The following is a 12,179-nucleotide window of genomic DNA, read 5'->3' on the forward strand; positions in this document are numbered from 1 at the left end:
CCCTCCTTGAATATAATTCTATCATAGTTCGCAACTTTTTATCCACGAAAATAGTTCTTATCTTGTATATGATATTGCTGAGGTGAGGACGATGGTCAAAATGAGAGGAAAGAAAAATAATGCGATTTGTTTTGCATCACAGACAGATGAAAAAGCTTTAGAACAGATTAAAAGAATGTGTGATTATGATCTTACATTAGGAAGTCAGATTCGTATAATGCCAGATGTACATGCAGGAAAAGGCTGTACGATTGGTACTACAATGACGATTAAGGATAAGGTATGTCCTAATATTGTAGGTGTGGATATTGGTTGTGGGATGTATACAGTGAAGTTGTTAAATAAAGAAATTGATTTTAAGAAGATTGATGAAGTATGTTCATGGATTCCTTCAGGAATGAATGTATGGGAAACTCCGATAGAATCATTTGATTTAACAAAGCTAAAATGTTATTCATCTCTTAAGAAATTATCTCATCTAGAAAAGTCATTAGGCACATTAGGTGGTGGAAATCATTTTATAGAAATTGAACAGTCTGTGAGTGGTGATTACTTTTTGGTTATTCATTCAGGTAGTCGTAATCTTGGAAAACAGGTAGCAGAAATATATCAAAGACGTGCCATTAATCTACATAGAGGATGGGATGAATATACATTAAGACGCCAGGAGATAATTAAAGAATATAAAGAACTTGGTAAAACCAAAGAAATTAATCACGCATTAGACGAACTTAAGGAAGGTTATGGAGTTTTAGATATTCCAGAAGACTTGTGCTGGTTATATGGAGATGCACTAAATGATTATCTTCATGATATAGAGATATGTCAGAAGTATGCAATGAGAAATAGAGTATTAATAGCCAATATGATAATGGATAAGGCATCTCTTACAGAAATAGACTCTTTTCATACCATTCATAACTACATAGATATCAATGAGATGATACTAAGAAAAGGAGCTATACGTGCAAGAAAGGGTGAAAAGGTTCTTATTCCTATGAATATGAGAGATGGATCTATTATAGGTATAGGTAAAGGAAATAGGGAGTGGAACTATTCAGCACCACATGGTGCAGGAAGAATACTATCACGCAAGCAGGCAAAAGAAATGTTGGATATCAAGGAGTATAAGAAGTCTATGGAAGGAATCTATACAACTTCTATTTCTCTAGATACATTGGATGAAGCACCACAGGCATATAAATCAGTAGAAGATATACTAGATGTTATTAAAGAAACAGTAGATGTAATAGAGGTGTTAAAGCCTGTATATAACTATAAGGAGCATGGAGATGAGACAAGAAATAATAAATAAGCTTAATGAGATTGAAAAGAAAGAAGATGTAAAAATCATTTATGCGGTTGAGTCAGGAAGTCGTGCCTGGGGCTTTGAATCAATTGATAGTGATTATGATGTGCGTTTTATCTATGTAAGAGATAAGAATGAGTATCTATGTTTGGAAGAAAAATCAGATGTTATACAGTTACCTATAGATGATGTGTTTGATATAAGTGGTTGGGATATTAAGAAGGCATTAAAACTTCTTTATAAGTCTAATCCTTCATTACTTGAGTGGTTTGCATCACCTATTGTGTATAAAGAAACAAAGGAAGCCTCTTATATTAGAGAAGTGATTCCTCTCTATTTTTCACAGAAGAAACTCTATTGTCATTATCAAAGAATGGCAAAAACATCATTGAAATATATGAATAAAGACAAAGTACCTGTGAAGAAGTATCTCTATATTCTTCGTTGCATCTTATCTAGTCAATATATTGTACATAATAAAAAGCAGCCTCCAATAGAAATAGAGAGGCTGATAGAATGTGAACTGCCTAATGAATTAAGAGAACATATGAATAAACTATTAATGATCAAGAAGAATAGTAATGAGAAGAAGTATGTAGATCATATTTCCTCTTTAGATGAGTTTATATTCACTAATTTAGAAGAAAGAGATGTATCTTCTTTTATTGATGGAGAAACATCATGGGAACCACTCAATGAGGTATTTAGAAAGGTAATAGAAAAGAATAGTGACGATATGTTTTAAAATTAAATATAGAAAAATCCCCCCCCCTATTTATCAATATAAATCCGTTTTTAATAAAGTGTATAACGACAATAAAGACAATGAAATAATATTACAAATTGTAAGCGTGCACTGTTGACATATCGTTTAAAACTCATGTATACTGTTGTCGAAGGATTGTTACTTTAAGTAGGCAAGACCGTCATTCATAGGCCCTTTTTAGGGTATTGTGAATGCGGTCTTTTTTTTGTTTCAATCTATCAAATTTAAGAGTGGAGGTGAAATCTTTAGTCTTATCAACAAAGAAAGAGGTGAAATAATGAAAGGGAAAAAATTGTTGAAGTAGGCTTAGCTGCAATTATTGCGCTATCGGGAGTTGCTTCTGCAGCTGCACCAGCTTTTGCGGCACCTAATGTGATTTATCCAAATGTGCAGAGCTACACAAAGGATTCAGACACATTTACATTGCCGAAGAAGAGCCGTCTACTTGTGGTTTCAAATGAAAAGACACTTAATAATGAAGTGTTATTACGTGATTTGAAACGTGCAAGTTCGCAGTTAGCAGACAGAGGTGTTTTATCAGAAGCACCACAGATTGTTTTCGGTACATTAGAAAATGCTGCAGACAATGACATCATCGTAAAAATGGGAACTAACCCAGATTTAACTGGTAAAAATGATGCTTATGCAGTAGATATTAAGAATAATATTACTATTTCTGCAGAAGATGAAACAGGAATCTATTATGGTTTAACATCTGTGATCCAGATGTTAATTGAAGGTGACAATGTTTTAACTAAGGGAAATATTGTTGACTATTCTGATGTAGAAGACCGCTCATTCCATTTGGACTGTGCAAGAAAGTTCTTCACAAAGGATTGGATCATTTCATTAATCAAGGATTTATCTTGGCAGAAATACAATTCAATTCAGCTTCATTTTTCTGAAAATGAAGGTTTCAGATTACAGAGTGATACTCTTGAAGCAATTGATGGCTTCCAGTATGTCAACAACCAGTATTTAACTAAACAGGATATGTTAGAAATTATTCAGGTTGCGAATGAATATCATATTGAAGTTATCCCATCTTTAGACTCTCCAGGTCACCTTGGTGCAGTTCTAAGATATTTACCATCTGATTATAGCTGTGCAAGCTTATTTCCATATGATGGTAGAAGAGCACAGTGCTTCAATATCTTTACAAATGATGAAGCACGTGGTTTCTTAATCGATTTAATGACTGAATTTATCGATTTCTTCTCAGAAGCTGGATGTAAGAGATTTAACATTGGTGGAGATGAATTCTTAGAAAAATTCTCTAACTTCTCTAATGAACAGTATGTACAAATCATGGAATATTTCAATGAAGTATCTGCAATCGCTAAGTCAAAGGGTATGACTCCTAGAACTTGGAACGATGGTGTAATGTATGGAAATTATACTGGATATAAGTTAGATCCAGATATCGAAATCTGTTATTGGGCTGCTCCACAAAACTGTGCAAGTATCGAAAAGTTTGTACAGAATGGTAACAGAGTTATAAACTTCTCTGACACTTACATGTATTATGTATTATCTTCTTGGTGGTTACAAAATGCATGTCCTGAAGGAGATAGAATTTATAAAGAATGGCATCCTGGTAAGTTCTCAACATTACAGGGTGGTATTCCACAGACTTATAACAAACCTTACGCAAACTTCATAAAGGGTGGTTCTTATGCAGTTTGGTGTGATGTTCCAGGTTATATGACACAGGATTCAGTGGCCAATAACATCTTCTATAGAACACGTGCAACTGCTTATAAGATGTGGAACACATCAGATTCAATGCCTGAATATGCTGATGTAAAGAAAGCATTTGATAAGATTGGACGCGTTCCTGGTTATAAGAGCGTTCTACCAGAACCAGGTCAGGTTCTTTATGAAGGACAGTCTGTTGCACTTACAATTGAATATAAGAATGAATTTGGACAGACAATTGAACCTACAGAAACTTTATATGGTTTAAAGGACAATGAATACACTATTGAACCTAAGGAACTTTATGGTTATAAGTTCGAAAAGGCAAGTGAATCATTAACAGGCGTATATAAAGAAAATAAAACAATCACTTTAACTTATAAGACATTTACTGATAAGGAAGCATTAATCAACGAAGTGAATAATGCATTAGTGATTAAAGATTATATTCCTGAAACAGTGAAGGAATATAAGGAAGCTCTAGACGTTGCGAAAGACGTTAAAGAAGATCCTTCAGCAGGACAGAAGAAAGTTGATGAAACATTAGCTGCACTTCGTACTGCAAAAGAAAAAGCTGTAAAGGCTAAATTCTATAAGTTATATGTAGAAGCTTATTATCCAGTAAGTGATGCGGCTTATGCATCTGGATATCAGGCTTACATGAATGCCGTTAATAACGGAAAGAACACTCTTAAAGATGAAAACCTAGATGTTGAAACAGCTGAAGCTGCTTATAACAACATCATGAATGCAAAGAAAGCATTAATTAAGAAAGCTGCAGATAAGCCTACTATTTCTGCAACTAAGGGATATTATAGCTGGTACTCATACAACAACATGATTGACGGTAACCGTAATTCTAAATGTTGGTTTGGTGCAAACCAGACAGCTGGAGATGAAGTATTATTCACATTCCCAACTAAAGTAAAATTATCAGGTGTGAATGTTGTACAGGCAGCCCAGGGTGATATCTTACGTGATGCTGAAGTTCAGATTTCTGCTGATAAAGTGAACTGGACTAAGGTTGGAACATTAAAGGATACAGATCCATTAGAAAAGAGATTTGACTTTGATGCTCAGGAAGTTAAGTATGTAAGAATCTACATCAATTCAGGATATGGAGCTTGGTATCAGATTTCTGAAGTTGAGTTCGTATTAGAAGCAATTGATGAAGATACTACATTAAAAGATTTAATTGAAAAAGCTAAGGAAGAAGATTTAGAAGGCAAGACAATTGCATCTAGAGATGAATTCTTAGAAGCTCTTATTGAAGCTCAGAAAGCATTAGTTGCTGAAGATATCAAGAATGAAGAAGTCATCAATCGTTTAAATAAGGCTATTGAGGGCTTAGTTGATGCACCTGTAGTGAATACAAAAGATCTTGTTGAAGCAGTTGCTAAGGCTGATGCTTTAACTGAAGAAGAAGTAAATAAAGCAATTAAGAAGAACGTTGAAGCTTATACTAAGGCATTAGAGAATGCTAAAGCTGTTCTTGCTAAAGATGCTTCTCAGGAAGAAGTAAATGAAGCAGCTAAGGCATTAAATGATGCTATCGGAGGATTAAATGTTCTTAGAGGTAATCCAGAAACTTTAAATGCAGCTCTTGAAGCTGTTGCTAAGAAAGATGAAAGCAAATATACTGCTGAATCTTGGGCAGCATTAATGGCTGTAGTTGAAGAAGTAAAGGCTATTGACTTAGAAAATGCAACTCAGAAAGAAATTGATGAAGCTGTAGCTAAGTTAAATAAAGCAGTAGATGCATTAGAAGAAAAGGTTGTTATTGAACCAGAAAAACCAACTGAAAAACCTACTGAAAAGCCAACAGAAAAACCTGAAACTAAGCCAGAAACAAAACCAGAAGATAAGAAGGACGACACTGTTAAGACAGGTGATTCTACTATGATCTTTATTATGGTTGCATTAATGGCTGCTTCAGCTATCGTTTATATCTCATTAAAGAGAAAAAAATTTAATTAATACGTAAGAGGCAGGTTTGCCTGCCTCTTACTTGATAGGGAATAATAAAATGAACAAGAATAATATGAAACGTGTGTTAATGAGCGTTATGCTCGTTTCTTCTATGACTCTTTCAAGTGGTGCTATTGTGGCTAAAGCGTACAATGGTACATCAGCTATCACTGAAAGAACAATGACTAATGAACAGCTCGTTGCTGCAACAACACCTATCCTACAGTCATATACTAAAGATGCATCTGATAAGACGTGGGTTATGACTAAGGATTCTAAGTTCGTTATTGTGGCGAGTGAAGCTAACTTAAAGAATGAAAGACTTGCTGAAATTGTTAAATTAGTGAATTCTGAATTCATGGCTAAGCAGATTGTTTCTAGTGATGCTCAGGCTATGCTTTATAATCAGGATGGTGCACCAACTGATATCACTATTGATATTAAGCCTGTATCAGAAATTACTGATAAGACTACAAGTAAAGAAGCTTATAAGATTACAATTGATGACACTGGTATTCATTTAACTGGGGCAAGTGAAACAGCTGTTTTATATGGTTTACGTACTATTGAACAGCTTGCTATTGCGAATAATAACAATTTAGCTTATGGTGAAATCGTTGATTATCCTAATGTAGCAGAACGTCGCATCCATGTAGATATGGCTCGTAAGTACATCTCTAAAGAATGGTTCATCAGACAGATTAGAGAAATGTCTTACTTCAAGATGAATGCTATCCAGATGCATTTCTCAGAAAACCTAGGTTTCCGTATTGAATGTGAAACAGATCCTTCTATCGTATCTGAACAGCATTTAACAAAAGCTGATGTGAGAGAAATTCTTGCAGAGGCAAAGAAATATGGTGTTAAAGTTATTCCATCATTTGACTCTCCAGGCCATGTTGACCAGATTTTAAGAGCACATCCAGAATATGGACAGGTAGATGCATATGGTAATAATTATAAATCAGGTTTAGATGTTACTAATCCTGAAGCGATTAAGTATATTTATAGCTTATATGATGAATATATGGAATTATTTGAAGGATGTACAGATTTCCACATCGGTGGCGATGAATATATGGAATTTGACCGTGCACCTTTTACTACTCAGTACAAGTCTGTATTAGATAATTATGCAAGAGAAAACATTGATCCTAATGCAACTTGGAAGGATGTTATTGCGAAATATATCAATGACTTAGCAGAACATGTACATGAAAAAGGATTTACTCCACGTATTTGGAATGATGGTATCTACTATGGAGAAAATTCATACTATGGTAAGAAACAGATGATCCAAATGCATAAGTACATCGGAATTGACTTCTGGAGCCAGATGTCTTGGAACTCCAGCATTGCGAAGCTTCAGACTTTCTTAGATAAGGGTCATGATACTGTTTATAACGTAAATGCAAGTTTCTTCTATTATGTATTAAGACCATCTATGCCAAATGATGGACGTAAACAGCATTCATTCGATAACTTGAATTCTGATAAGTTAATCTTTGATCAGTGGACACCAGGTAAATTCCAGGCTAACACTATTGCGGATGATAACCCAGCTATTAAGGGTGCATCACTTGCCATCTGGTGTGATAAGGCTGATGTCTGTGATGAAGATACTATTACTGAAGATATCTCAAATGAAATGCGTGCACTTGCAACTAAGGCATGGAATACAAAGTCTAATAGTATTATTTCTCATGACCAGTTCAAGTCTAATTATGCAAAGCTTGGACATGTTGCAGCATTTGATAAGGGTTCTACTTTACCAGATTCTGGTTCAATCTTACCGGCTGATTCTTTAGGTAAAGTGACTATTAAATATGTAGATCAAGATGGTAAGGACATCAAGAGTCCGGTGACTCGTTATGGTAATGTCGGTGATGAATATAACTTCACTGCTGAAAAGATTTATGGTTATCGTTTAGTATCTGATAAAGACAGTGCAACTGGTACATATAGTAAGAAGGGTGATACTTTCACTTTCACTTATGAAATCTATACAGATAAGACTGACTTAAAGGCTGCTTTAGATAATGCTTTAGATGAAAATGATTATATCGGTGCAACATTTGGTGAATACAAAGCTGCATTAGATGAAGCACAGAAGCTTTATGATGATAAGAAGGCATTACAGCAGGATGTAGATGCAATTCTTATTCAGTTAAATAACGCTAAGAAGAAAGCTATTAAACGTGCTTATTATCCATTATGGGTAGAAGTAGAAAATCCAATGGCTGATAATGGTTATGCTTCTGGTTATGCTGAATACTTAGAAGCTGTAAAGAATGGTAAGAAGGTTCTTTATGGTGAAGAAGTGACTGATGAAGCAGTGAAGACTGCATATGATGAATTAGTTGCTGCTAGAAATGGTTTAATGAAGCGTGATGGAAATGTTCCTAGTGTTCAGGCATCTGATGGTTATTGGTCATTAGGTGTTTCTCCAAGTGATAAGTATAGCTATGACAAGATGCTTGATGGTAATAGAGATACATTTGCTTGGTTCAATGATGCACAGAAAGTGGGTAAACATATCACATTTACATTCGCAAATAAAGTGAATATGAGTGGTATTAAGATTTCAGCTCCTGAAAGACCAGGTTCAGATATTATCAAGAATGCAGATATTATGGTATCTGAAGATAAAGAAAACTGGACTACAGTGGGTAACTTAAAGATGGATGCGAATACTCTAGAACAGACATTCACATTCGATAAACAGCCAGTGAAGTATGTTAAACTTGAAATGAAAGAAGCAAGTGACAGCTGGTATAAGATTGCAGAAGTACAGTTCATTTATGAACAGGTGGCTGAAAATACTGAACTTAAGGATCTATTAAAAGAAGCTTATGGTCAGGATTTAACTGATAAGACTACTGAATCCGTTGATGCATTCTTAGAAGCATTAATTGAAGCTCAGAAGGCTTATGCAAAAGAAGATTTAAATAATGAAGAAGTAATGAATGCATTACGTACAGCTATGCAGAACTTAAAGGTAGTTTCTAAAGTAAATAAGGCTGAACTTAAAGGAACAGTGACTAAGGCTGAAGCTATCCCTGAAGAAACTTTAAATAAGGCTGTTAAGAAAGCACGTGATGCATTTGTGAAAGCATTAGAAGATGCTAAAGCTGTTGTAGAAAAGAAAGATGCTTCTCAGGAAAAAGTAAATGAAGCAGCTAAGAAGCTTGAAGATGCTATTAAGGGCTTAGATGTTCATAAGGGTGATACAACTACATTAGATGCAAAACTTGCTGAAATAGAAGAATTAGATGAAAAGAAATATACTGCAGATTCTTGGGCTAAGTTAATGGCTGTTGTTGAAGAAGCTAAGGGGCTTGACGCAGAAAATGCAACTCAGAAAGATGTTGATGAAGTTGTTGCTAAGTTAACTAAAGCTGTAGAAGCGTTAGAAGAAAAGGTTGTTATTGAACCGGAAAAACCTGAAACTAAGCCTGAAATCAAGCCAGAAACAAAACCTGAAGTTAAACCTGAAGTAAAACCAACTACTAAACCAGAAGATAAGAAGGATGATACTGTTAAGACAGGTGATCCAACTTCATTATTTGGATTAGTATCAGCTATGGCTTTATCTTTAGCTGGTTATGTTTCTGTAAAGAAGAAGAAAGACTAAAGATTCATCTTTTTTAAGGAAGGGATAGTGTAATGCTATCTCTTCTTTTTTCTTACAAAAGAAGTGAGATGTTTAAATTATAATGTGAAGTGAATATGATATCATAGATATAAGAGAGGGGTGAGCATAATGAAGGATGCTTATATCAATGGAAAAATAATAGATGGTACTAAGGAGATGCATGTTAAGGAAGGGTATGCGATTCTTGTAGAACAGGGGAAAATTAAGGATATTGTTTTACAGGAAGAAACTGATTTAACAGGCTATCATGTTGTGGATTTAAAGGAAAACTATATCATGCCTGGTCTTATTAATATGCATGTACACTTAGCCGGTAATGGAAAGCCACAAAAGAAACAGAGAGATAATGCGAAGTTAGTACGTTTCTTGATGAGTAATCCTATTACACGTGCTATTACTCATAATATAGTGAGTGGATTTGCAGAAATGGAGTTACTCAGTGGTATTACTACGATTAGAACAGTAGGTGGTATTAGAGATTTTGATACACGTGTACGTGATGAAATTAATTGCGGGAAGAAGAGAGGTCCACGTATTTTAGCAGGTAATGAAGGTATTTCAGTACCTCATGGTCATATGGCAGGGAGTGTAGCAATTGCAGCTGAAACAATTGATGATGCCCTGTTACAGGTAAGTAAAGCAAAGGAACAGAATGTTGATATTATCAAGCTGATGATTACAGGTGGTGTTTTAGATGCCAAGGAAAAAGGCGTTCCAGGGGAATTAAAGATGGCCCCTGAAATGGTGAAGGCTGTATGTGATAAGGCACATGAATTAGGCTTTAAAGTGGCAGCACATGTAGAATCACCTGATGGTGTAAGAGTGGCTTTAGAGAATGGTGTAGACTCTATTGAGCATGGGGCTAAGCTAGATGATCATATGATCCAATTATTTAAGCAGAATAATGCTTTCTTATGTACAACATTATCACCTGCCTTACCATATGCTTTATTTGATCGTTCTATTACTAACGCATCAGAAGTCGAACAATTCAATGGTAAAGTCGTATTTGATGGAATTATAGAATGTGCGAAACAGGCATTAGAAAATGATATTCCTATTGTATTAGGTAATGACGTAGGATGCCCTTGGATTACACAGTATGACTTCTGGAGAGAACTATATTACTTCCATAAGTATGTAGGTGTAAGTAATGCATATGCAATTTATTGTGCGACACTACAGGCAGCTAGAATGGCTGGTATTGATGATGAAACTGGTTCTATTGAAGTAGGTAAGTCAGCTGATATGATTGTGATGGAAGAAAATCCATTAGATGATTTACTGGCATTAAGACATATTGAATCTGTCATCATGAGAGGGCATAGAATTGATCATCCTACTAATAAGATCAATGAACAGGTAAAAACTGAATTGGATAAGTTCTTATAATGAATATTAAATAAAGGCGATGACGTTGAGTGGACACCTGAAATAGATCAGATGAGAAAAGATATTAATGCATGGATTAAGACAAATCCTGCAGATGGATATATTGATCTAGATGATTTATGTCAGGTTGAAGATCATACACAATTGAGAAGTGATTATGTGACTGATGGAGTTCATTTCACATTAGAAGGACAAAAAGCAGTGGTAGATAAATTACCAGTGACAGTATAGAAAAGAAAGAGGATTGACTCTGTGAATACAGAATCAATCCTCTTTTTTGCGCACTGCTTCATTTGAGATTATTAAGCTCTTTTAGACGTGAATTAATAACTGTTTTGAATAGCCACATTCCATAGGTAATTGTCAAAATAAGAAATGGTAGTTTCAATTTTCTTGGTATTTATATGTAAAAATAATTTTATTAATTGGATTCACCTGTTGATTATTGGTAATTAAAATAACTGTTAATTCATCATCCAATTGATTGCGTTTATTTATTTTTTAGTGTTTTTGTTGTTATGTTTTTGTATTTCCATTATGATTTTCTTAATCAAATATACCACATCTTTTTAACTTTTTTCTAAAATATAAAAAGAGCAATTCATTTTTATATTGAATCACTCCTCATTTTTGAAATTATTTGTATCTAATCTATTTTGATAATCTTCTAATTCATGAAAAATTCTGAAAATTGTTATTTTTTTATTTGTACTATCAACAAAGTAAACAAAGATATAATGATGAATTATTAACTTTCTATATTTATATTGATGATGTTTTAGAATAACCGGATGAGACTTTGGATGTAACCTTATCCTTTCTAGATTTTCATCAATATCATGTTTGAATTTTGTGAGAATAAATGGATATTTATATCCAGAGAGATAAGATAGTATTTTATCTAAATCATCAATTGCTGAATCTGTATAAAGTATTTTATTAGTCAAATCCATACTTTTTACTAAACAATCTCCATGTTTCTTCTTCAGTATGAGTTCTTCCTTCTTCGTAATCTTTTTCTGCTTTATTTAACTTATCTTCGATTGTTTCAGGAAGACTAACATTATTATCTGGATCAGTATTTTTAATTGGTTTCATAACAATCAATTCTCCTTGCTCATAGTATAGCATTTATTCAAACGAATACAAACAACGATAAGAATAAAGGAAAGTGGAAAGATGGGAAAACAAGTGATCTTTTTTTGCTAAAAAAATGATAATAATCTAGAGTATATGTATTTTTTGAAAGTTGAAATTCATACTCAAATGAAACCTCACATTATTCTATGTAACTAAAAAGAGAGGATTGACTCTGTGATGCAGAATCAATCCTCTTTTGTATGCCGGGCATGGCATATATCTAGGTGGTGAAAGTCCACTGTGGGGGCGAT

The 12,179-nt window shown here is 34.2% G+C and carries 8 protein-coding genes; 6 read left to right on the plus strand and 2 right to left on the minus strand.

Translation table 11 applies throughout. The features are described 5' to 3' along the window. The first annotated feature begins 91 nt into the window (after positions 1–91). The 6 genes from DW269_RS05640 (at position 92) to DW269_RS05665 (ending at position 11,019) form a co-directional block, all read left to right on the plus strand. The gene (locus tag DW269_RS05640) at positions 92–1,315 is read left to right on the plus strand and encodes an RtcB family protein (RefSeq protein ID WP_117458901.1); all 1,224 of its coding nucleotides are present in this window, start codon (positions 92–94) and stop codon (positions 1,313–1,315) included. Next, the gene (locus DW269_RS05645; RefSeq protein WP_117458902.1) at positions 1,293–2,054 is read left to right on the plus strand and encodes a nucleotidyltransferase domain-containing protein; all 762 of its coding nucleotides are present in this window, start codon (positions 1,293–1,295) and stop codon (positions 2,052–2,054) included. The genes DW269_RS05640 and DW269_RS05645 overlap by 23 nt, the downstream gene beginning before the upstream one ends. Positions 2,055–2,393: 339 nt before the next feature. Further along, positions 2,394–5,750 carry a family 20 glycosylhydrolase gene (locus DW269_RS05650; protein ID WP_233503272.1) on the plus strand — a complete coding sequence of 1,119 codons (3,357 nt, stop codon included), beginning with the start codon at positions 2,394–2,396 and terminating at the stop codon, positions 5,748–5,750. A 49-nt stretch (positions 5,751–5,799) separates the two neighbouring features. Continuing rightward, a complete protein-coding gene (locus tag DW269_RS05655) occupies positions 5,800–9,375 on the plus strand; it encodes a family 20 glycosylhydrolase (protein ID WP_117458904.1) in 3,576 nt (1,191 codons plus the stop codon). A 129-nt stretch (positions 9,376–9,504) separates the two neighbouring features. Beyond that, complete coding sequence (locus DW269_RS05660; RefSeq protein ID WP_117458905.1) at positions 9,505–10,788, plus strand: amidohydrolase family protein; 1,284 nt, start codon at positions 9,505–9,507, stop codon at positions 10,786–10,788. Between the two features lie 51 nt (positions 10,789–10,839). Beyond that, positions 10,840–11,019, plus strand: coding sequence for an SGNH/GDSL hydrolase family protein (locus tag DW269_RS05665; protein ID WP_117458906.1), 180 nt, complete (start codon positions 10,840–10,842; stop codon positions 11,017–11,019). Between the two features lie 386 nt (positions 11,020–11,405). On the opposite strand, the gene DW269_RS13190 is transcribed toward DW269_RS05665, so the two are convergent. Together DW269_RS13190 and DW269_RS05675 are read right to left on the minus strand one after the other, a co-directional pair. Beyond that, complete coding sequence (locus DW269_RS13190) at positions 11,406–11,741, minus strand: type II toxin-antitoxin system RelE/ParE family toxin (protein WP_117458907.1); 336 nt, start codon at positions 11,739–11,741, stop codon at positions 11,406–11,408. Further along, positions 11,728–11,886 carry a hypothetical protein gene (locus DW269_RS05675; RefSeq protein ID WP_233502440.1) on the minus strand — a complete coding sequence of 53 codons (159 nt, stop codon included), beginning with the start codon at positions 11,884–11,886 and terminating at the stop codon, positions 11,728–11,730. The genes DW269_RS13190 and DW269_RS05675 overlap by 14 nt, the downstream gene beginning before the upstream one ends. Positions 11,887–12,179 lie beyond the last annotated feature (293 nt).

The organism is Catenibacterium sp. AM22-6LB, assembly GCF_003435615.1.
GTDB lineage: Bacteria > Bacillota_I > Bacilli_A > Erysipelotrichales > Coprobacillaceae > Catenibacterium > Catenibacterium mitsuoka_A.

What these genes read in the sequence shown, in the direction of transcription:
- DW269_RS05640 (WP_117458901.1), top strand. Translation starts at nt 92, where the DNA reads ATGGTCAAAATGAGAGGAAAGAAAAATAATGCGATTTGTTTTGCATCA.
- DW269_RS05645 (WP_117458902.1), top strand. Translation starts at nt 1,293, where the DNA reads ATGAGACAAGAAATAATAAATAAGCTTAATGAGATTGAAAAGAAAGAA.
- DW269_RS05655 (WP_117458904.1), top strand. Translation starts at nt 5,800, where the DNA reads ATGAACAAGAATAATATGAAACGTGTGTTAATGAGCGTTATGCTCGTT.
- DW269_RS05660 (WP_117458905.1), top strand. Translation starts at nt 9,505, where the DNA reads ATGAAGGATGCTTATATCAATGGAAAAATAATAGATGGTACTAAGGAG.
- DW269_RS05665 (WP_117458906.1), top strand. Translation starts at nt 10,840, where the DNA reads ATGAGAAAAGATATTAATGCATGGATTAAGACAAATCCTGCAGATGGA.
- DW269_RS13190 (WP_117458907.1), bottom strand. Translation starts at nt 11,741, where the DNA reads ATGGATTTGACTAATAAAATACTTTATACAGATTCAGCAATTGATGAT.
- DW269_RS05675 (WP_233502440.1), bottom strand. Translation starts at nt 11,886, where the DNA reads ATGAAACCAATTAAAAATACTGATCCAGATAATAATGTTAGTCTTCCT.